This is a genomic window from Niallia sp. Man26 (assembly GCF_022049065.2).
Classification (GTDB): domain Bacteria; phylum Bacillota; class Bacilli; order Bacillales; family Cytobacillaceae; genus Niallia.
Window position 1 is genome coordinate 3,680,841 of record NZ_CP095743.1, and the last position, 19,092, is coordinate 3,699,932.

A 19,092-nucleotide genomic window follows, 5' to 3' on the forward strand; every position below is an offset into this window, starting at 1 on the left:
TGCTTCATCCCCCGCTCACAGGTGGAATAAAGGCAATCACATCATTCTCTTCGATGATGTCATCATCGAAGGCAAACTCTTCATTAATCGCCGTCATCACTGATTCCAACGGAAGATCACTATACTGCTGCGCTAGCTCTGCCTTTACTTCCTTCACCGTTTTACCTACCATATCGAGCTCTAGTTGGTCAGCTTTTACAATATCCTTTAATCCTGCAAAAAACAGCAGCTTATTCATATGTATCCACTCCTTCCGGCTTGCCGCTTGGATAGGCATTTGTCTGCTTCTGGTTGCCTATCCATTCTTCCCCGTCTTCCCAATACTCCTTTTTCCAGATAGGCACTATTTCTTTAATTCTCTCAATTGCATAGCGGTTTGCTTCATAAGCATCATTTCTGTGAGGCGTCGATACTGCTATTACTACTGCAATATCTGTTATGTCAAGCTCACCGATTCGGTGAAAAATCGCAACCTCTGCATTCTGCCATTTTGCTTTTATCTCAAGTCCTATCTGTTCCAGCTTTTTTCTGGCCATTGGTTCATATGCTTCATAGCAAAGCCTCATCGTCTTTTTGTTTCCTGTCATTTCTCTGACCGTTCCAATAAAGGTTGTAACAGCTCCTGCATTTCTGCTTATTACAAGATCAATTGCTTCCTGAACAACAATAGGTTCATGTACAATACGATAGTTCATAGCCTTCTCCCTTATACTGATTCTTTTAGTTTTAATTAAACCGAACTTTCCTGATTATTTCAATTATTAAACGAATCGAAAAAGCCTTTTTTAGGAATTCGCATACACTTATAATTTCAGTGGCATCTTAAAAGATAGACTTATTAATGCTAACTTAATGAAAAAAAAAACAATTAGTAGTATCATTAGCTTAAAATGAACTACAATAATTCCATCTATCTATTTGGATTAGAAACATCTTCGATGATTACATAGGGGGGCTTATACAATGAAAAAAGTATTAACTTTGGCTGGATCTGACTCAAGTGGAGGCGCAGGCATTCAAGCCGATTTAAAAACATTCCAGGAACTTGGTGTCTACGGAATGACTGCACTGACAACAATTGTTACAATGGATCCAAAAAACCACTGGCATCATAATGTTTTTCCGCAAGATATTGACACCGTTAAATCTCAATTAGAAACAATTATCTCTGTCGGAATTGACGCTATGAAAACAGGAATGCTTGGTTCTGTTGAAATTATTGAAGAAGCTGCAAGGGTAATTGATGAAAATAAAATCAAGCATGTTGTTATCGATCCTGTTATGGTCTGCAAAGGGGAAGATGAAGTGCTTCATCCAGAAACAGCGGAGGCTCTTAGAGAATTGCTTGTTCCAAGAGCTACTGTTGTAACACCTAATCTGTTCGAAGCTTGGCAGCTGGCTAAAACCGATAAACCGATTAAAACAGTTGATGACATGAAGGAAGCTGCTGTAAAAATCCACGCATTAGGACCAAAATATGTGCTGATTAAAGGCGGCAGCAAATTGAATCATGACAAAGCAATAGATGTTCTTTATGACGGAAAAGACTTCACTGTACTAGAAAGTGATCTTGTGGACACAACTTATACTCATGGAGCAGGATGCACAAACTCTGCTGCTATCACAGCAGAACTTGCAAAGGGCAAATCAGTTGAAGAAGCTGTACAGGTAGCTAAGGATTTCATCACTGCTGCAATCAGCAATGGCTTCAAGCTGAATGAATATGTCGGCCCAACAATGCATGGTGCATACCGCAACCAAAGAAACGGCGCAGCTGTAAAGTAAAGCCGAAGGAGGGATAGCATGGATTTCATTCAAGCTGACAAGGTACAAGAGCAAATTAATGAGAAGGCTAAAAAGGAAGTTTATATTCATTTAGAAACAACCAACGGCGCCTACGCAAACCATAATGACGAATCCTTCTTTAATTCCGGCGCCTATATTCGCAACGCAAAGCTTGCTTATGAATATGGTAAAATCACAGGCAATGGACCATACCGAATTGGTCTTAAGACAGAAATTGGCTGGGTTTATGCAGAGGGAATCACTCATTATGAAGTAGATGATAAAGGACGTCTCCTTTTGGCAGGACTCGATTTTACAGGCAAGCTTGCTGTAGCATTGGAAATTAGTGAAACACCATTTGATTAATTTAGTTGAATTAGGCAGGAGGAAATAACATTGGAAAAAGAAAGACATGTTTTAGTCATCTTTCCCCATCCAGATGATGAAGCTTTTAGTGTTTCTGGAACAATAGCAAAGTATATTCATGACGGCACGCCTGTCACTTATGCATGCTTAACTCTGGGACAAATGGGCAGGAATCTTGGAAGTCCTCCATTTGCAACAAGAGAAACACTTCCGGATGTCAGGAGAGAAGAACTTCAAGAAGCAGCAAGAGTACTTGGCCTTGAAGATTTAAGAATGTTAGGCTACAGAGACAAAACGATAGAATTTTTGGATGACTCTGTTCTTGTCAATGAATTCACAGCATTGATTGAAGAGCTTAATCCATCGTTAATCATCTCGTTCTACCCTGGATATTCGGTTCATCCGGACCATGATGCCACTGCAGAAGGAGTTGTAAGAACATTAGAGAAAATAGAGCCATCAAAAAGGCCTAAGCTCCAATGTCTTGCTTTTTCCCGCAACTGCATAGAAGACTTAGGTGAACCAGATGTTCACGTTGACGTTCAAAATTTTGCAGAGAAGAAAATAGCAACGATCGCAGCACATCGTTCCCAAACACAGATGTATGCCCTGTCCTTGCAAGAGGGATTGAATAACCAAGATCCTGCTGTGCTGGAAAGACTGTACACAGAAAAATTATGGACATATAAATTCAAATAAAAAAAGGATGCGACCGCATCCTTTTTTTAATATTCTCTATTAAGCTCCAAGCTTGTTTCTTCTCGTTCAAGTAATTCCTTTGCCCGTTGGACATGATCGCCGTCTTCTGTCTTGATAATATTAACCAGCACTCTTTTCGTCAGCCTCATCATCAAGCCCTTCACATGGACCTTTCCTTCAAATTCTACTTGTGTGCCTTCTTGGATTTCTGCGAATCTGTAATCATAATCTACCAGCAATCCATTTGAATTGCTTCTCCGTTTAAATCCAACATTTTTTTCATAAGAAAGATACTCTATTTCAGCTGTTGCGTTTTTTCCACGCACTTTTCTTAGTTCTTTAAATTTAGTTCCAACCCCGATAGGGCCATCTGTCAGCTTCTCCGTTTCCTCAACATTACTCATGTACTCCGGTGCGTAGCTCATATTGGCAAAGTAGGCAAAAACAACATCTACTGGTTCTGTTATGATGACACTTGCACGAAAGTCTGCCATATTTCCACCTCATATTATATTCTATCTATTAATCTAGCTATTATTTGAAATACTTTTTATAAGTATAACCGATTTTCATAAAAGACTCTATTTTATTGCCAAGCTTATTTAAAAAAGCAGCAATAGTCACAAATTATAAAAATGAGTGATTACTCACTTTACATTATCTTTTATAGATTTTATTATTAAAGTGAGTAATCACTCATTAAATGACAGGAGGAGTCATTATGGCAGAAAAACCAGTTGTAGCTATTCATAAACTCTCCAAAGCTTTTGGCAAGCGTCCTGTATTAGAAAATATTAATCTAGAGGTGCAGCAAGGAGAAATATTAGGTCTGCTTGGACCTTCAGGTGCTGGGAAAACAACACTTGTAAAAGCAATGATTGGCCTTGAAACACCAAGCAGTGGAAGTGTAACAGCACTTGAGACAGCCATGCCTAACCTCAAAATCATGGAGAAAATTGGCTATATGACGCAAGCTGATGCCCTATATCATGATTTAACAGCACTTGAGAATCTCCAGTTTTTTGCGAGGCTTTATGGGTTGAAAAAGGCTCAAAGAAAGGAGCGGATTGAAGAGGCTGCTCATCTTGTTAACTTAACAGAACATCTCCATAAAACAGTTTCTCAGTATTCAGGCGGTATGAAACGGAGATTGTCTATTTGCATCGCTCTGTTAAATAAACCACAACTTCTTATTTTAGACGAACCAACCGTTGGCATAGATCCTGTTCTCCGTAAAAGCATTTGGGAAACATTCCGCAGTCTTAAAGACTCAGGCACTTCTATCATTGTGACAACACATGTGATGGATGAAGCCGAAAAATGTGACAGACTGGGTATGATTCGCAACGGCAGAATCATCGCATTAGGATCTCCAGATGAACTGATGGCCCGCTGTAATGCCCGAACAATGGAGGAAGCTTTCTTATATTTTGGAGGGGTTAACGATGAGAATTAGAGCATTAGTCATCCGTATCTTACAGCAATTTTATCGGGATAAAAGAACAGTCGCTATGATGATAGTTGCACCAATTTTTATTTTAACAATGGTTCATCTTGTTTTTAACGGTAATGGCTATGAACCTACAATTGGGCTCATTAATCCTCCGAGCAACATAGAAAATGCCTTTACCAATGATTCCACAACCCTTTATAATACAGAAAAATCTGCGCTCACTGATCTGGCTGCAGGCAAGATAGACGGTTATCTTCTTATTGGCAAGGACCTTAGCATTATGGTGGAAGGCAGTGATCCAAGTATAAGTAAATCTGTACTTGAAGCGGTTCAGTCAGCCCTTCCTGCTGGGACAGATGTTCCTAATATGAGGATAGATACTTTGTATGGTGAAGAAGAAATGAGCCAATTTGACTCCTTTGGTCCCATTCTACTTGGTTTTTTTGCCTTCTTTTTTGTCTTTCTTGTCGCAGGCGTTTCCTTTTTGAGAGAAAGGACATCCGGTACATTAGAAAGACTTTTCTCTAGCCCAATTAGAAGATGGGAACTAGTTCTCTCTTACGTAATTGGCTTTGGATTATTCACCATGCTTCAATCTGCGATTATTGTTTTATTTGCAGTATATATTCTAGGGATGATAAATGAAGGCTCTGTAATTCTTGTTTTGCTGATTACATTTATCCTGTCCTTAACAGCACTGACACTTGGCATTTTATTGTCTACCTTTGCTAAAAATGAGCTGCAAATGATTCAGTTTATTCCAATTATTGTGGTACCACAAGTGTTTTTTTCAGGATTGTTTCCTTTAGAGACTATCTCTCGATCCATCAGCTGGATTTCTGTTGTTACGCCATTGTACTATGCTGGCAATGCCATGAAGGATGTTATGATTAGAGGAAAGGATTTAACAGAAATCGGTGGCCCGATTCTCGTTTTGCTCGCCTTTTCCACCCTTTTTGTACTAATCAATATAGCAGCATTAAAGCGGCATCGAAGTATATAACATACTAGGCAAAGTTATTTCTAAATAGGTTTTCTGCATTTTTCATTGTACAATAGGAGAAAGATCCTGCAATTAAAGGAGCGTCTCATGAGTAATCAAGAATCCATATTAGACTTCATTCTTAAAGATGAAGATAATGTGACAGAAAAGCAAAAACAAATAATCGCAGCAGCAATTGAAGCCTTTTCCGAAAAAGGGTTTGCAGCAACTTCCACGAGCGAAATTGCCAAAAAAGCTGGCGTCGCCGAAGGAACAATCTTCCGTCATTACAAAACAAAAAAAGACTTACTGCTAAAGCTTCTTTCTCCTATGCTTTCAAAGCTGATTGCACCAGTTGTGCTAAAGGATTTTAATAAAGTATTGGATGCAGAACATCACAGCTTTGAGGATTTTCTTCGAGCGGTCGTCAAAAACCGGATGGAATTTCTGCAAAAGAATGAAGCACTTTTTAAAATTCTCATACAAGAAATTCCCTTCCATCAAGATTTAAGAGAAATTTTCATTGAACAAATTGCCTCAAAGGTGTTCAAGCGGTTGCAGGAAATCATGGATTTCTATCAGCAGAAGGGCGAAGTAAAAGAAATGCCCAGCCTTTCTGCCGTACGTCTAACAGTCACTTCTATCATTGGATATTTCATTGCCCGGCACCTCATCATCCCTGATTTTAATTGGGATGATGCAGCTGAAATCGAAAGAACGCTTGAATTCATATTAGCCGGCCTTGCCCCTTAAAAGGTACATTCACAAAAAAATCCCCTGTAGCCACTTGGCCAACAGGGGATTTTCATATATGTAAGTTTTCATCATGCCTCTAGAGCAAGCTTAATCGCTTTGCCAACACCGCTTTCTTCGTTTGTTGCTGTCACAAAGTGGCACTGTCTTTTAATTTCATCATCAGCATTTCCCATTGCCACTGCTCGTCCAACCTTCAGCATCATGGACAAATCATTATAGTTGTCGCCGATTGCCATTGTGTCCTGTAGCGAAATTCCTCTTGACTGTACAAACTCCTCTAAAGCAATGCCCTTTTGAGCTTCCACTGCTGTTATTTCCATATTTTCCTTGCCTGATGCACTGACTGCAAGCTTTGAAATTTGCTTTAATTCTTCTCTTACCTTATTTAATGTGACTGGTTCAAAGTGGAATGCCAGCAGCTTGTAAATAATCTGGTCTTCATCCTCAAACAGTACAGCATAACTGTCCAGCTGATTAACCTCCTGCAAACGCTCCTCTGCAGCCTGCTTAATTTCTTCCATGTCTTTTATATGCCCATTTACAGTAAAAATGTCCATAATCAACGATCTGGCCATTGTCTTATCCAAAGTGTATGTTCCTCTATTTGTGTAAACTTCATAATAAACTTGATTGCTATGCAGAATTTCCGCAACTTCCTTTGCAAGTTCCTTGCTTAGTGGATTTGTATGGATAATTTCATGTGCGCTTGTGCGGATTTCCGCTCCATTTGCACAAATCATCGGTGTGATAATACCTGCATCCTTCAGCAAATCGCCTGCTTCTTCATAAGCACGACCTGTTGCAATCACGACCTCCACTCCGCTCTCCTGTGCGAGTTTAATCGCCTCACGGTTTTCCGTTGTTATTTGCTGAGTTGATGTCAGCAGCGTGCCATCCATGTCTATCGCAATACATTTTACCATTCTTTGAACACCCTTTTTATTTATTTGCGGAAGGAGTAACACTAGTAAAGTTTAGCGCTTCCAACCTTCCTAAAAAAAATTTAATCTTGTAGCCAATATCTTTATGATACCATGTATCCACCAATTTTAATAACACCCCGCTTTGCAGTGCTTCCACTCTTCTTCAACAGGGTATTTTTGTCATATTTGTGAACTAATATTGTGAACATTTTTCAAACACTTTGTGATTTATAACGCAGAATTATCCTTTTTCATTATGATATAGCTATCATTTGGAAAAGGAGACGATAGAGGCACAAACAACTGTACAGCAGCTTTTTTAAAGAGTAAAGAGACTAAAAAACACATTCAGGTTGCTGCTCTAACATGCTACTGATTCCAAATGTTTTTTTCTTTTTCACTGGTTAGTCAACGATATTTATCGCAATTTTAATTATCATGTTCACAAATTCACATTTTTAAGAACAAGGAGGAAAAACACATGGATATGGTGTTTTTATCACGTTTGCAATTTGCTTCCACCACCATCTTTCATTTCTTCTTCGTGCCAATTTCCATCGGCTTAGTATTCATGATTGCTATTATGGAAACGATGTACGTTAAAAGCGGAAATGAAGAGTATAAAAGAATGGCAAAATTTTGGGGAAAGTTATTTCTTATTAATTTTGTCATCGGAATCGTTACAGGGATACTTCAAGAATTCCAGTTTGGTATGAACTGGTCGAACTACTCCCGCTTTGTAGGAGATGTTTTCGGTGCTCCCCTTGCGATTGAGGCATTGCTTGCCTTCTTTTTAGAATCCACCTTCATCGGGCTCTGGATTTTCGGCTGGGATCGGTTATCCAAGAAGGTTCACCTTGCCTGCATTTGGCTGACATCTTTCGGTACGATTATGTCTGCCTTCTTTATTCTTGTGGCAAACAGCTTTATGCAGCATCCTGTCGGTTATGAAATCAACAATGGCAGAGCAGAAATGAATGACTTTTTGGCACTTCTTACAAACGGGCAGGCACTTGTTGAAATTCCCCATACTGTTCTCGGGGCTTTGGCAACAGGAGCTTTCCTTGTTACAGGGATAAGCGCAATTAAACTATTAAAAAAACAAGATGTTTCTTTCTTCAAAAAATCGTTCCAAATTGGGATTGCAGTTGCGTTAATTTCGACATTTTTGACAATGGTCGCAGGTCACGCACAAGCTCAATATTTGGTAAAAACACAGCCAATGAAAATGGCAGCGAGTGAAGGTCTTTGGGAACATAGCGATGATCCGGCATCATGGACTGTTTCTGCTTTTATTAATGTCGACAAAAAGGAAAACACAGGTGAAATTAAAATACCTTATCTGCTCAGCATTCTTTCCTACAATACTTTGGACGGCAGCGTAAAAGGGATGAATGAGCTTCAAGAAGAGTATACGCAAAAATACGGGGAAGGAGATTATATTCCTCCTGTTAAAACAACGTTTTGGAGCTTCCGCATCATGGTTGCTGCTGGAGTTGCCATGTTTGTGTTAGGCATTTACGGTGTTTACTTGGCCTGGAAAAAGAAACTTGTTTCTAAACCAAATAAGTGGTTCTACCGTTTTATGGTGGCAGGTATATCCTTGCCATTTATAGCCAATACTTCAGGATGGATTATGACAGAAATAGGAAGGCAGCCATGGACAGTTTTCGGTCTTATGCAAACAGCAGACAGTATAAGTCCAAGTGTCAGTGCAGGCCAAGTCTTATTTTCCATCATCACGTTCTGCACCGTCTATGCAATACTGGCTGTAATCATGATTTTCCTTTATGTGAAGGTAATCAAAAAAGGCCCGTACAAAATGGACGCAAAAGAGCAAAAAATCAACAATGACCCATTTGCAAAGGAGGGTTTCCATGTTTGATCTAGGTGTACTTTGGTTTATCTTAGTTGCTGTCTTATTCATCGGGTTCTTCTTTCTAGAAGGATTTGATTTCGGTGTCGGCATGTCCACACAGTTAATTGCCAGAAATGATATGGAAAGACGAATTCTCATTAACACAATCGGCCCATTCTGGGACGCAAATGAGGTTTGGCTGATAACAGCAGGAGGAGCGCTATTCGCTGCCTTCCCTCATTGGTATGCAACATTGTTCAGCGGATTTTATACACCGCTTGTCGTCGTGCTGCTTGCTTTAATTATTCGTGCAACAGGTTTTGAGTTCCGAGCAAAAGGAAATCACCCATTGTGGAAAAAGACATGGGACATCTGCATATTTTTAGGCAGTCTCCTTCCCCCACTCTTGTTTGGGGTTGTGTTTGCCTGCTTTATACAAGGACTTCCGATTGACAAAAACATGGAGCTTAATGCCGGCTTTTTCGATATTGTTAATGTTTACACACTAACAGGCGGCATTACTGTCCTTATGCTTTGTCTAGTTCACGGGCTTATGTTTACAACAATCCGGACTGTCGGCGATTTGCAGGACCGCGCCCGCAGCCTTGGCCAAAAACTACTGCCGCCATTAGGTATTTTATTAACAGCATTTACTGTAATGACATATATCAAAACGGATATCTTCGAAAGACAAGGCACCATCCTTTCCTTCCTGTTCGGAATCGGTGTTATTGCATTTGTTCTTAGCGGATATTTCATTTCTAGGAAAAAGGACGGCTGGGCATTTGGAATGACAGGTGCTGTCATTGCCCTCTCCTTTATATCCATTTTTATCGGCTTATTCCCAAGACTGATGATCAGCTCGATCAACAGCACATTTAGCTTAACGGTTTCCAATGCAGCCTCCGGCCATTATTCCTTAAAGGTAATGACCATTGTCGCACTTACCTTGCTGCCTTTTGTATTAGGGTATCAAATTTGGAGCTATATTGTATTCCGTAAACGCGTTACAGAAAAGTCCCATCTGGAGTACTGATGGATAAAAACTTAATGAAGTCAAAAGGAATCAAGCCGATTCTTGCATTGCTAGCTGTTTCAACAATCTTTCAAGGTGCCGCCATTATTCTGCAAGCCAAGTGGCTTGCAGAGGCGATCACCTCTTTATTTAATGGGGAAAAAATTCAAGAACAATATGAGACGATCATATTGTTCTTGTTGGCATTTCTGGTTCGCCATCTTCTCCAGCTCTTCCAGCAGAGCATCTCCTCTCGCTTTACTGAAAAAACGAGCAGGGAACTGCGCGCCCGTCTTATCAATAAATTGTTTCAGCTTGGACCGAAATATACGAAAAAACAAGGGAGCGGAAATATATCAACACTTGTACTTGAGGGAATATCCCAATACAAAGGTTATGTAGAGCTGATTTTGCCAAGGATGATCAGCACTGCCGTGATTCCGCCAATGATATTACTGTTTGTTTATTGGAAGGATTGGATTGCAGGCATCATTCTGACCATTACCATGCCAATTTTAATAGGTTTTCTTATCCTTGTTGGGCTAGCAGCAAAGGGGCAAATGAACAGACAGCTCGCAACATATCGAATTCTTTCCAATCATTTTCTCGATTCTTTGAGAGGATTGGAAACACTTAAGTTTCTTGGAAAAAGTAAAAAACACAGTGACAATATTGTTAAAGTCAGCGAACAATATCGGACTGCCACGATGAAAACACTGCGTGTCGCTTTCCTATCTTCTTTTGCACTAGACTTTTTCACTTCATTATCTGTTGCTTCTGTTGCCGTTAATTTAGGTGTCCGCCTTATCAATGAGAACTTGATGCTGCTGCCGGCACTGATGATTTTAATTTTAGCACCTGAATACTTTCTGCCAGTCAGAATGGTTGGAGCTGACTATCATGCTACATTAAATGGCAAAGAAGCAGGTGCATCCATCTTGGGAATTCTCGATGAGAAAAGTGATGATATTTCGAGTAGGCAAGATGCAGATATACAGGACATTTCTTCCATTTCATTTGAGCATGTTGGCTACCAGCATGCTCAAAGTGAACAGTTTACACTTAAAGATATTTCCTTCCATATTAATGGCAGTAGAAAGGTTGGAATTGTCGGTGAAAGTGGCGCAGGGAAATCAACACTTATCGACTTGCTCAGCGGTTTCTCTGCAAATACAGAGGGAACCATTTTGCTAAACAAGAAAGCTATCCCTAGCCTCATGCAAGAAAAATGGCGACAACAAACGGTTTATATCCCACAGTCGCCGTATATTTTCAGCATGACATTGCGAGATAATATTAAGTTTTACTGTCCAGAAGCGAAAGATGAGGACGTGGAAAATGCCTTACAAGCAACTGGATTGGAAGCATTGTACCGCTCCCTTCCAAATGGACTCGATGAAATGCTTGGTGATGGCGGCAGGACACTCAGCGGCGGACAAGAACAGCGGATTGCATTAGCGAGAGCCTTCCTTACCGATCGGAAAGTCATGCTGCTAGACGAACCTACGTCCCACTTAGATATTGAAACAGAGTACGAATTAAAGGAGACAATGCTTCCATTATTTGAAGATAAGCTTGTCTTTTTAGCAACACACCGCCTTCATTGGATGAAGGACATGGATCAGATTTTCGTAATGGAAGACGGTAAAATAGTTGAAAACGGCACACATGAAGAGCTTGTAACAGCAAAAGGAAGCTATTACAAGCTGCTGACACAGTAAGGAGCTGCTAATCATGAAAGAAGACAAATGGATATTTCCGTTTATGAGAGAAAACGCTGGACGAATCCTAATCATTCTCTTATTGGCCATCATGGCACTCGGTACAGGAGCAATGCTCACCTTTACGTCCGGCTTCTTGATCAGCAGATCTGCTATGCCGATTGAAAACATCCTGATGGTTTATATTCCCATCGTCGGTGTGAGGGCATTCGGAATCAGCCGAGCTGTGTTCAGCTACCTGGAAAGACTGGCAGGTCATGATGCGGTGCTGCGTATATTATCGAAAATGCGCATTAAGCTTTACCGTATTTTAGAGCCACAGGCACTTTTCATTAAAAGCCGCTTCAAGATGGGCGATATGCTCGGTGTGCTGGCTGAAGATATTGAACAGCTGCAATATATTTACTTGAGGACGATTTTCCCTACAATTGCCGCCTTTGTACTTTATATCATCGTCATCTGCTCTATCGGAATTCTTGATATTCCGTTTGCAATCTTAATGGCCATATATTTAGCATTGCTGCTTATTGTGTTTCCGATTTGCTCTCTCTTTTTAATGAGAAAAAAACAAACAGACTATAAACAGCGAAGGAACGGGCTATATCAAAGATTGACTGACAGTGTTTTAGGCATCACAGATTGGGTTATCAGCGGGCGCTCTGGCAGCTTTATTTCCTCTTATGAAGAAGATGAAGTCTCTGCTGCTCAGGTAAACAGCAGGCTAACAAGCTTTTCAAGATGGCGTAATTTTGCACAGCAGGCAGTTTCTGCATTAGTTATCACTTCTTTGCTTGTTTGGGCTGCTGAACAGTATGCACAAGGGCATATACCAGCTACATTGATTGCCGCAATAGTTTTAGTAGCATTACCTATACTGGACGCACTTCTCGTCGTTTCCGAGGCATTCGAAAGAATTCCAGGCTATCAGGATTCCTTGAACAGACTAAAAAAAATAGAAAACGGTGCTGAACAAAAAATTAGCGCACAGGAAACTGCTGCAAAAGAAGATTCTGTTCACATTAAGCTCGAGCAAGTTTCCTATTCCTACACAAAAGCTGATATTCCTTCCGTTCAAAATGTTTCTGTGGATATCCCACAAGGAAAAAGAATTGCAGTTATCGGCAGAAGCGGTGCTGGAAAATCAACATTATTAAAGCTAATCCAAGGAGCGATTCCTGCTCAAGTTGGAAGAGTATCCTATAATGGAAAGACTGCTTGCGTTCAGATGGACTCTTCAGCAATCATTTCTGTACTAAATCAAAATCCTCATCTTTTTGATACAACGCTAAGAAACAATGTGCTGTTAGGATCAGAAAATGCTGGTGACAAGGAATTAAATGAGGCAATTAACCTTGCCCAGCTCAGTGATTTAGTCCAAAAACTGCCAGAAGGACTGGACACATTTATGCAGGAAACAGGGCAGCGCTTTTCTGGAGGCGAAAGACAGCGTGTCGCACTTGCGAGAATTCTCTTAAAAGACACACCAGTAGTCATTTTAGATGAGCCAAATGCAAGCCTAGATCCTCGTACAGAAAAGGAGCTTCTGCAGACCATCTTTACCGCTCTAGAGGGAAAATCAGTCATCTGGATTACTCATCATTTAGTCGGCGTAGAGCATATGGATGAGATTCTCTTTATGGAAGCAGGCCAGATAGTAATGAGGGGCACCCATACGGAACTTCTGAAAGAGAAACGCTACAGACAGCTATATGAACTGGATCATCCAGATTTTCTCTTAAAAAAAGATGAGGCATGATTAACTGCCTCATCTTTTTGTTTATTATTTATGTCGTTACGACTTGCCCGCCGTTTATATGAATAACTTCCCCTGTCGTGTAGCTTGAATCATCAGACGCCAGGTATACATAAGCAGGCGCAAGCTCAAACGGCTGGCCGGCCCGTTTCATTGGTGTATCGGTCCCGAAAGTCATAACATTCTTTTCAGAAAAGCTTGCCGGAATCAATGGTGTCCAAATTGGACCAGGCGCAACAGCATTCACCCTGATTTTCTTTTTAGCCAACGACTTAGATAACGACCTTGTCAATGTAAGAATTGCACCCTTTGTAGCTGAGTAATCAATTAAATCCTTATTTCCCTCATATGCAGTGACAGAAGTTGTATTAATGATGGAACTTCCCGCCTTTAAATGAGGAAGCACAACCTTTATTAAGTAAAAGAATGAAAATATATTCGTCTCAAAGGTATTCAGCAATTGTTCCTTTGTAATGTTAAGAATGCTCTTTTGTACAAATTGTACGGCATGGTTATTGACTAATATATCAATTTTTCCAAAACGCTGGATTGCCCTTTGTGCAACAACCGCTGCGTTTTCTTCGACTCTGAGGTCTGCTGCAATAAATAAACTTTCTCCGCCCAGCTGTTTAATTCGCTGCTCTGTCTCTTGGGCATCTCTGTGTTCATTTAAGTAAACGATAACGACCTTTGCCCCTTCCTTTACAAAGGCATATGCTGCTGCCCTGCCAATACCGCTGTCGCCGCCTGTAATAATTGCCACTTTCCCCTTGAGCTTGCCGCTGCCTTGATAGTTGGGATTTTCTGAAATAGGCAGTGGGTTCATCTCATATTCAAAGCCTGGCATTCTGTTCTGATGCTGCGGGGGAAAGGCTATGGGGATCGTTTTCACTTCTTGCTTTTGATCATAATATGGATATTCGGGATACATTATATTCGCACTCCTTTGGGCCTTTGTCTTTACATATGGTATGCCCAGTAAGAAGAAGTGGTGCATTATGACAGAATATCAGCGAGCACTGCGTCTGTCGCAGACATTAAATCCTTAACTTCCAGTTCAATCTGCAGACCTATTTTTCCTCCGCTGACAACAATGGACGGCAGCCCATCTGCACCTTTATCAAGCACTGTTGTATATTTTTTCTTCATGCCCACAGGTGAGCAACCGCCTCTAATATAACCTGTAAGCTTTTGAATATCTTTTACTGCTGCCATTTCAACCTTTTTAGCATGAACTGCTTTTGCTGCTTTTTTTAAATCTAGCTCCTCGGCAACTGGAATAACAAAAACATAAACCTCCTTCCCCCCATCTTGGACAACAAGTGTTTTATACACAATCTTATTATCAACACCAATCTTGTCCGCTACAGAAACACCGTCAATTTTTCCATCTTTATTTTCATACGAGTGAATTTTATAACTGACGTTTAATCCATCCAGAATTCGCATTGCATTTGTTTTTCCTTTGGCCATCTAATCACTTCCCACTCTCTACTCTCTTTTTTTCATTATAGCTCATCCCTTTCTCTAAATCCCGCCCATTACCAGAACCTATTTTTAAGATGTGCCATATAGTATTGGAAAGCTTCCTTATTTCAGCAGGAAGCAAAATGCTTTCGGACTATTGGAGGAATAATGATGAAACCATCCTATCAAGATGCACTAGCTTACTACGGGGTAAACGGTGCCCATCCTGGCGGACTTTCCTTGACCAAATACTTGCTGCAGCAAGAAAGAATAACATCAACAACACAACTTTTAGACGCAGGCTGCGGCACAGGACAAACCTCCGCCTTTATAAAAAAACATTATCCATGCTCTGTCACAAGCATCGATCTTCATCCAACAATGATAAAAAGAGCAGCAATCCGTTTCCAAAGGGAGAACTTACCTATCAGACTGCTTGAAGGCAGCGTTGAAAAGCTTCCTTTTCCTGATGGAAGCTTCGATATTATTCTTGTAGAATCTGTCCTTATCTTTACAGATATCCGCAGCTCTTTGAGTGAGCTAAAGCGAGTGCTGAAGCCAAATGGTGTCGTCCTTGCATTGGAAATGACATCTGAAAGGGATTTGACACCAGCAGAACAAGGCAATATGCGGGCTGTGTATGGTATTGACAGGGTATATACAGAAGGAGAATGGGTGCGCAGCTTAGTGAACGCAGGATTTACAAATGTAGACATAAAGCTGTCTCATACTGTTTTCTCCCATATGTATGCCAATATGGAAGCCGAAGAAGAGGAAATGGATTTTACTGTTTCAAGAAATATGGAAATGGAAAATAAGCTATCAGAGCATGCGCAAATCTTATACACATATGGAAATTTCATTGGTTATCGTGTTTACAGGGCCTCTTTGTAAACGAAGGAAACCTCCTGAAAAATCAGGAGGTTATTTTTCATTTAATAAAGATTTGTGTATCCAAATAGCAGCCTGAGAGCCATCCCCCATCGCAATCGTCACTTGTTCGGAATGAGCAACAACATCTCCAGCAGCCCAAACATTCTCGACATTTGTCATCTTTGTTCTGCCATCAACCGTTATATGGTTGTTATCCATGACTTGAACGCCAAGCTGTCTGGCCAGTTCTGACTTAACAATATTGCCGCCAAATGCAATAAAGCTGTGTTCTCCTTCAAGAAATTCTCCATCTTCTAATGTATAACCTTTCAAGTTGGATCCTTCTGCTTCTACCTTTTTAATCTGCTTATTTATGACAGGAATATGATGCTCGTCCAGCTTCTTCTGCACTTCCTCATCAATTGCTTCACCGCCGTGATTAATGTAAACTAGCTCCTGCGTCCAATAAGTCAATGTTAATGCCATATTAGCACCGACTTTGCCATTGCCGATAACAATCGTCTTCTTGTTCTTAACCTCATATCCGTCACAATCTGGACAAAGATAAACACTGATACCTAAACAAGGATATAGCTCAGGAAATGGCGGAATATTATCAATGATACCAGTTGCGAGCAATAGTCTTTTCGCCTCAAACTCCCCTGCTTCTGTATAAATATGAAAAGAGTCACTCTGCTTCTCTACTTTAGTAGCGGCAGCAGCAAGAAACTCGACACCAAGGCTTTCTGCATGCTGCTTTCCCTTCTGACGCAGCTCGATACCGCTGATACCGTCCGGATAGCCAAGGATATTATGATAACTCCTGCAAAGAGTAGACCTGCCCTTTTCTGAATCAATCACCAATACATTATGTTTATACCTGCCAAGCTGAATAGCCGCCTGCAAGCCAGCGATACCTCCGCCAATAATTGCACAATCCAATGTTTTCTTCATTATGAACTCCTCTTATTAAAGTTTATCGGTTTTATTAGATTTCCTGAATCGAATGATGTTTATACAAGGCGAAATGGTGAACATCTTTTTTACTGTTTTTCCCAAAATAGACATGAATACTTTTCAAGTTGGCTATAATAAGTCATAATAGATTCAGCAACCCCAAATTAAGGAAGTGGTTTTGTTTGCAGCTGGTAAAAAGGGAGCTTGCGCGCTTATTAGACGATCACAGCAGATGCCCTGATTTTCTTATAAAAAGGGAAATCGAAATAGACATACAATTATTAAAGGAAGCCATTTCCATCTTCGAAGAACAGCAGAACAGCTTCCACCAGAAAGAAACCTGAATATATGAATATCTTGCAAAGGCAAATTTTACGAAAGTAAAAGACGCAAAGCCACGGACCTAAGATAGACAACCTATTATGGCCGCCGGGCTGCCAGGATCCTTTATAGTTCCATTAATACCCCAATAGAAAAAAGCATAACTTCTAATGAAATTATGCTTAAAAGTATCTCTTATAAACTTTAGTCCTTCATTACTCATATCCATTTACTCTAATATTATATCTTTGCGATTCTCTGTTAAGATAACCTCTTCTAGAGGAAACCATTTCTCATAATAATATTTGTCTGTCCTATCAAACTGATATTTCATAGCTAATTTAGCATCACCTGTGCCGAGAAATACCTTTCCGTCTACTATGCGTGGACTGACATTAAATGTTTTTCCCTTATATTCTGCTAGATCATTTTGGTTTATTCTTTTCTTATAAATCCCTCTACCATATGTATCAACAAAATCACTGTCTATCTTAGAAATATCCTCAATGCATATTATTATCCATATCTTTTGTAACTTTATATTCTTCACCTTTATAGATTCCATAATAACCTTTTTTTATCACAACTGTATTCCTCCATTAATATATTATCGGAATTAAACATTTATGGTATTAGAGCTCGGTTATCTCTCTTATTAAATATATCTCATCCAGGGTCACTCTCTTTTGATAGTAGAATGTATCCATTCTTTCAAGAGCGTTTGCAAATACAAACTTTGCATCTCCTGTACCAAAGCAGACTTCATTTAAAATTAAGCCAGAAAAATATTGAGATCTTCTTCAGAGTTTCCAGCACTTACTCCTTCTAACTGCAGTATTCTGCTTATATTTTGTTCAAATAGATATAGCAAAAAAACTTTTTAAAGGTAATAAATAGTGCTCTTTAATAATCAATTGGTATACTGGAACTCACTGTATTTCCTTTACTGCCAACATATGTTACAGACGATTGCGCTTCGTCTAGCTGTTTTAGCTTAACAGCATTATTTTCACGTATAAGCATATCGCTAGGTATTCCAGCCAAAGACATCGCAATCCATAATTTATTTTCATTAACAGTTGGCCTGCCGATATTAAATTGTGGATGCTCTTTCATAAACGGACTGATATACCTCGCAAAATAGTAGTCCAACAATCTATTAAGTAAGAAGTATTTTTGCCGCATCTGTTTCTGATTTGAATTGTTTTTTCTGTTTTAGATAAGGCTCATTCTGCCTCTCTACAATAACTAAATCAAACTCCCATATTTCCCTTTTCTTTTCTAACACATAGTAATTCTTATATGGAGGAACAATTTCCTTTATATAGTTTCCCTTAACCTCTGTTATTTTCCTATACCTGACTAATATCATTAATATCGCTCACCTCGTTTGTTATTCCTCAAGTTCTAAAAGGCAACATATAAATAAAAAGCATTATTTTAAAGGAAACACCTTTTAAAATAATGCTTTAGCATTGTTACTTTTTAAAGTAAATTCTCTTAAGATTTTCTATATCTTTAGCAGCAGTAGTACCTTCCTTTCGAGCTAAAGGAAGGCTATTTTTATTAACTTGCTTTAAATAGAAACTATAATTGTACATGACAACAAAAGCTGGCGATTTTTAACTATCGATATCTTTTTACCATTTGTAATATGATAGTAAATCTCATAATTCTCCTAATTCCTTAAAATAGTTCGTTATCTATAAACTCCTTTATTTGAGTACTAGGAATTATCTTTCTTTCTACAGGTAAATTGTTGAATTCCATAATTGGCTCTAAAATTTCTACTAATGCATCAATGTCTTCTATTCTAACGTTTTTCGTAAACACAAATTGCTCCTGTTTCTCGAACCCTTTATTATGATAATCCTCGGAATCACTGCTCACTAATTTAATTTTTCCATCATTTATCACTAATTCCCCTATTGCAAAAGTATCATATTCTTTTCCTTTATATATCACCTTATATTTTCGTTCAAATATTAACTCAATCTCATCAATGTCTACTTCTTTAATAAATATATTATCATGAACATTGCCACCTAAATCCACTAATACCTTAAATCCACTTTCCTTTTTATTACTCTTTAATCTATACGTATTATTACGTATATTTAGAGGATAATTTGCACTTTTATATCTAGCGTATCTCGCCATATA

At 39.4% G+C, this 19,092-nt stretch carries 23 protein-coding genes and 1 riboswitch; of the genes, 12 read left to right on the forward strand and 11 right to left on the reverse strand.

Annotated features, from left to right (window positions below; translation table 11 throughout):
• Nucleotides 1-4: 4 nt before the first annotated feature.
• Both moaD and L8T27_RS18470 read right to left on the reverse strand, forming a co-directional pair.
• Nucleotides 5-238 carry a molybdopterin converting factor subunit 1 gene (gene moaD / locus L8T27_RS18465; protein ID WP_237942073.1) on the reverse strand — a complete coding sequence of 78 codons (234 nt, stop codon included), beginning with the start codon at nucleotides 236-238 and terminating at the stop codon, nucleotides 5-7.
• On the reverse strand, nucleotides 231-695 hold the full coding sequence (locus tag L8T27_RS18470) for a molybdenum cofactor biosynthesis protein MoaE (RefSeq protein WP_237942074.1): 465 nt from the start codon (nucleotides 693-695) through the stop codon (nucleotides 231-233). The genes moaD and L8T27_RS18470 overlap by 8 nt, the downstream gene beginning before the upstream one ends.
• Before the next feature lie 268 nt (nucleotides 696-963).
• On the opposite strand from L8T27_RS18470, the gene pdxK reads away from it, so the two are divergent.
• The 3 genes from pdxK to bshB2 are packed head-to-tail and all read left to right on the forward strand — an operon-like array spanning nucleotide 964 to nucleotide 2,850.
• Nucleotides 964-1,785, forward strand: a complete 822-nt coding sequence (gene pdxK / locus L8T27_RS18475) for a pyridoxine/pyridoxal/pyridoxamine kinase (RefSeq protein WP_237942075.1) — start codon at nucleotides 964-966, stop codon at nucleotides 1,783-1,785.
• 18 nt (nucleotides 1,786-1,803) lie between these two features.
• Entirely contained in the window at nucleotides 1,804-2,151 is a 348-nt protein-coding gene (locus tag L8T27_RS18480) for a YojF family protein (protein ID WP_233315970.1), read from the forward strand.
• 30 nt (nucleotides 2,152-2,181) lie between these two features.
• A complete protein-coding gene (gene bshB2 / locus L8T27_RS18485; protein WP_233315971.1) occupies nucleotides 2,182-2,850 on the forward strand; it encodes a bacillithiol biosynthesis deacetylase BshB2 in 669 nt (222 codons plus the stop codon).
• A gap of 26 nt (nucleotides 2,851-2,876) precedes the next feature.
• Here the strand turns inward: bshB2 and L8T27_RS18490 are convergent, their stop codons facing one another.
• Entirely contained in the window at nucleotides 2,877-3,344 is a 468-nt protein-coding gene (locus L8T27_RS18490) for an SRPBCC family protein (protein WP_237942076.1), read from the reverse strand.
• A 227-nt stretch (nucleotides 3,345-3,571) separates the two neighbouring features.
• Here L8T27_RS18490 and L8T27_RS18495 point away from each other — a divergent pair, with 227 nt between their 5' ends.
• The 3 genes from L8T27_RS18495 (at nucleotide 3,572) to L8T27_RS18505 (ending at nucleotide 6,038) form a co-directional block, all read left to right on the forward strand.
• Nucleotides 3,572-4,306 (forward strand): ABC transporter ATP-binding protein, encoded by a 735-nt coding sequence (locus L8T27_RS18495; protein WP_237942077.1) that lies wholly within the window; start codon nucleotides 3,572-3,574, stop codon nucleotides 4,304-4,306.
• Nucleotides 4,296-5,306, forward strand: coding sequence for an ABC transporter permease (locus L8T27_RS18500; protein WP_237942078.1), 1,011 nt, complete (start codon nucleotides 4,296-4,298; stop codon nucleotides 5,304-5,306). Before L8T27_RS18495 ends, L8T27_RS18500 begins: the two co-directional genes overlap by 11 nt.
• A gap of 87 nt (nucleotides 5,307-5,393) precedes the next feature.
• The gene (locus tag L8T27_RS18505) at nucleotides 5,394-6,038 is read left to right on the forward strand and encodes a TetR/AcrR family transcriptional regulator (RefSeq protein ID WP_237942079.1); all 645 of its coding nucleotides are present in this window, start codon (nucleotides 5,394-5,396) and stop codon (nucleotides 6,036-6,038) included.
• Nucleotides 6,039-6,109: 71 nt separating this feature from the next.
• Here the strand turns inward: L8T27_RS18505 and L8T27_RS18510 are convergent, their stop codons facing one another.
• Nucleotides 6,110-6,964 (reverse strand): Cof-type HAD-IIB family hydrolase, encoded by an 855-nt coding sequence (locus L8T27_RS18510; RefSeq protein ID WP_233315976.1) that lies wholly within the window; start codon nucleotides 6,962-6,964, stop codon nucleotides 6,110-6,112.
• A 481-nt stretch (nucleotides 6,965-7,445) separates the two neighbouring features.
• Here L8T27_RS18510 and L8T27_RS18515 point away from each other — a divergent pair, with 481 nt between their 5' ends.
• The 4 genes from L8T27_RS18515 to cydC are packed head-to-tail and all read left to right on the forward strand — an operon-like array spanning nucleotide 7,446 to nucleotide 13,314.
• Nucleotides 7,446-8,849, forward strand: coding sequence for a cytochrome ubiquinol oxidase subunit I (locus tag L8T27_RS18515; RefSeq protein WP_233315977.1), 1,404 nt, complete (start codon nucleotides 7,446-7,448; stop codon nucleotides 8,847-8,849).
• Nucleotides 8,842-9,858: a cytochrome d ubiquinol oxidase subunit II gene (gene cydB / locus L8T27_RS18520; protein ID WP_233315978.1), complete on the forward strand. Its 1,017-nt coding sequence runs from the start codon at nucleotides 8,842-8,844 to the stop codon at nucleotides 9,856-9,858. Before L8T27_RS18515 ends, cydB begins: the two co-directional genes overlap by 8 nt.
• Nucleotides 9,858-11,558 (forward strand): thiol reductant ABC exporter subunit CydD, encoded by a 1,701-nt coding sequence (gene cydD / locus L8T27_RS18525; RefSeq protein WP_237942080.1) that lies wholly within the window; start codon nucleotides 9,858-9,860, stop codon nucleotides 11,556-11,558. Before cydB ends, cydD begins: the two co-directional genes overlap by 1 nt.
• Before the next feature lie 13 nt (nucleotides 11,559-11,571).
• Nucleotides 11,572-13,314: a thiol reductant ABC exporter subunit CydC gene (cydC, locus tag L8T27_RS18530; protein ID WP_237942081.1), complete on the forward strand. Its 1,743-nt coding sequence runs from the start codon at nucleotides 11,572-11,574 to the stop codon at nucleotides 13,312-13,314.
• A gap of 28 nt (nucleotides 13,315-13,342) precedes the next feature.
• Here the strand turns inward: cydC and L8T27_RS18535 are convergent, their stop codons facing one another.
• Both L8T27_RS18535 and ybaK read right to left on the reverse strand, forming a co-directional pair.
• On the reverse strand, nucleotides 13,343-14,242 hold the full coding sequence (locus tag L8T27_RS18535; protein ID WP_237942082.1) for an SDR family oxidoreductase: 900 nt from the start codon (nucleotides 14,240-14,242) through the stop codon (nucleotides 13,343-13,345).
• 65 nt (nucleotides 14,243-14,307) lie between these two features.
• Complete coding sequence (gene ybaK / locus L8T27_RS18540; RefSeq protein ID WP_233315982.1) at nucleotides 14,308-14,784, reverse strand: Cys-tRNA(Pro) deacylase; 477 nt, start codon at nucleotides 14,782-14,784, stop codon at nucleotides 14,308-14,310.
• 162 nt (nucleotides 14,785-14,946) lie between these two features.
• On the opposite strand from ybaK, the gene L8T27_RS18545 reads away from it, so the two are divergent.
• Nucleotides 14,947-15,672 carry a class I SAM-dependent methyltransferase gene (locus tag L8T27_RS18545; RefSeq protein WP_237942083.1) on the forward strand — a complete coding sequence of 242 codons (726 nt, stop codon included), beginning with the start codon at nucleotides 14,947-14,949 and terminating at the stop codon, nucleotides 15,670-15,672.
• A 30-nt stretch (nucleotides 15,673-15,702) separates the two neighbouring features.
• On the opposite strand, the gene L8T27_RS18550 is transcribed toward L8T27_RS18545, so the two are convergent.
• Nucleotides 15,703-16,605, reverse strand: coding sequence for an NAD(P)/FAD-dependent oxidoreductase (locus L8T27_RS18550; RefSeq protein ID WP_237942084.1), 903 nt, complete (start codon nucleotides 16,603-16,605; stop codon nucleotides 15,703-15,705).
• Between the two features lie 185 nt (nucleotides 16,606-16,790).
• Here L8T27_RS18550 and L8T27_RS18555 point away from each other — a divergent pair, with 185 nt between their 5' ends.
• A complete protein-coding gene (locus tag L8T27_RS18555; protein WP_233315985.1) occupies nucleotides 16,791-16,952 on the forward strand; it encodes a hypothetical protein in 162 nt (53 codons plus the stop codon).
• Nucleotides 16,953-16,962: 10 nt separating this feature from the next.
• Nucleotides 16,963-17,050, forward strand: a riboswitch (cyclic di-GMP riboswitch).
• A gap of 108 nt (nucleotides 17,051-17,158) precedes the next feature.
• Here the strand turns inward: L8T27_RS18555 and L8T27_RS18560 are convergent.
• The 4 genes from L8T27_RS18560 to L8T27_RS18575 all read right to left on the reverse strand — a co-directional run bounded on the left by L8T27_RS18560 (nucleotide 17,159) and on the right by L8T27_RS18575 (nucleotide 19,089).
• Nucleotides 17,159-17,479 carry a hypothetical protein gene (locus tag L8T27_RS18560; RefSeq protein ID WP_248574460.1) on the reverse strand — a complete coding sequence of 107 codons (321 nt, stop codon included), beginning with the start codon at nucleotides 17,477-17,479 and terminating at the stop codon, nucleotides 17,159-17,161.
• Nucleotides 17,480-17,832: 353 nt separating this feature from the next.
• On the reverse strand, nucleotides 17,833-18,045 hold the full coding sequence (locus L8T27_RS18565; protein WP_248574461.1) for a hypothetical protein: 213 nt from the start codon (nucleotides 18,043-18,045) through the stop codon (nucleotides 17,833-17,835).
• Between the two features lie 43 nt (nucleotides 18,046-18,088).
• The gene (locus L8T27_RS18570) at nucleotides 18,089-18,301 is read right to left on the reverse strand and encodes a hypothetical protein (RefSeq protein ID WP_237942087.1); all 213 of its coding nucleotides are present in this window, start codon (nucleotides 18,299-18,301) and stop codon (nucleotides 18,089-18,091) included.
• A gap of 314 nt (nucleotides 18,302-18,615) precedes the next feature.
• Nucleotides 18,616-19,089, reverse strand: a complete 474-nt coding sequence (locus tag L8T27_RS18575) for a hypothetical protein (protein WP_237942088.1) — start codon at nucleotides 19,087-19,089, stop codon at nucleotides 18,616-18,618.
• Nucleotides 19,090-19,092: the final 3 nt, after the last annotated feature.

Coding starts and splice junctions, on each gene's coding strand:
- moaD (WP_237942073.1), bottom strand. CDS start 238: ATGAATAAGCTGCTGTTTTTTGCAGGATTAAAGGATATTGTAAAAGCT.
- L8T27_RS18470 (WP_237942074.1), bottom strand. CDS start 695: ATGAACTATCGTATTGTACATGAACCTATTGTTGTTCAGGAAGCAATT.
- pdxK (WP_237942075.1), top strand. CDS start 964: ATGAAAAAAGTATTAACTTTGGCTGGATCTGACTCAAGTGGAGGCGCA.
- L8T27_RS18480 (WP_233315970.1), top strand. CDS start 1,804: ATGGATTTCATTCAAGCTGACAAGGTACAAGAGCAAATTAATGAGAAG.
- L8T27_RS18490 (WP_237942076.1), bottom strand. CDS start 3,344: ATGGCAGACTTTCGTGCAAGTGTCATCATAACAGAACCAGTAGATGTT.
- L8T27_RS18495 (WP_237942077.1), top strand. CDS start 3,572: ATGGCAGAAAAACCAGTTGTAGCTATTCATAAACTCTCCAAAGCTTTT.
- L8T27_RS18500 (WP_237942078.1), top strand. CDS start 4,296: ATGAGAATTAGAGCATTAGTCATCCGTATCTTACAGCAATTTTATCGG.
- L8T27_RS18505 (WP_237942079.1), top strand. CDS start 5,394: ATGAGTAATCAAGAATCCATATTAGACTTCATTCTTAAAGATGAAGAT.
- L8T27_RS18510 (WP_233315976.1), bottom strand. CDS start 6,964: ATGGTAAAATGTATTGCGATAGACATGGATGGCACGCTGCTGACATCA.
- L8T27_RS18515 (WP_233315977.1), top strand. CDS start 7,446: ATGGATATGGTGTTTTTATCACGTTTGCAATTTGCTTCCACCACCATC.
- cydB (WP_233315978.1), top strand. CDS start 8,842: ATGTTTGATCTAGGTGTACTTTGGTTTATCTTAGTTGCTGTCTTATTC.
- cydD (WP_237942080.1), top strand. CDS start 9,858: ATGGATAAAAACTTAATGAAGTCAAAAGGAATCAAGCCGATTCTTGCA.
- cydC (WP_237942081.1), top strand. CDS start 11,572: ATGAAAGAAGACAAATGGATATTTCCGTTTATGAGAGAAAACGCTGGA.
- L8T27_RS18535 (WP_237942082.1), bottom strand. CDS start 14,242: ATGTATCCCGAATATCCATATTATGATCAAAAGCAAGAAGTGAAAACG.
- ybaK (WP_233315982.1), bottom strand. CDS start 14,784: ATGGCCAAAGGAAAAACAAATGCAATGCGAATTCTGGATGGATTAAAC.
- L8T27_RS18545 (WP_237942083.1), top strand. CDS start 14,947: ATGATGAAACCATCCTATCAAGATGCACTAGCTTACTACGGGGTAAAC.
- L8T27_RS18550 (WP_237942084.1), bottom strand. CDS start 16,605: ATGAAGAAAACATTGGATTGTGCAATTATTGGCGGAGGTATCGCTGGC.
- L8T27_RS18565 (WP_248574461.1), bottom strand. CDS start 18,045: ATGAAAGAGCATCCACAATTTAATATCGGCAGGCCAACTGTTAATGAA.
- L8T27_RS18570 (WP_237942087.1), bottom strand. CDS start 18,301: ATGATATTAGTCAGGTATAGGAAAATAACAGAGGTTAAGGGAAACTAT.
- L8T27_RS18575 (WP_237942088.1), bottom strand. CDS start 19,089: ATGGCGAGATACGCTAGATATAAAAGTGCAAATTATCCTCTAAATATA.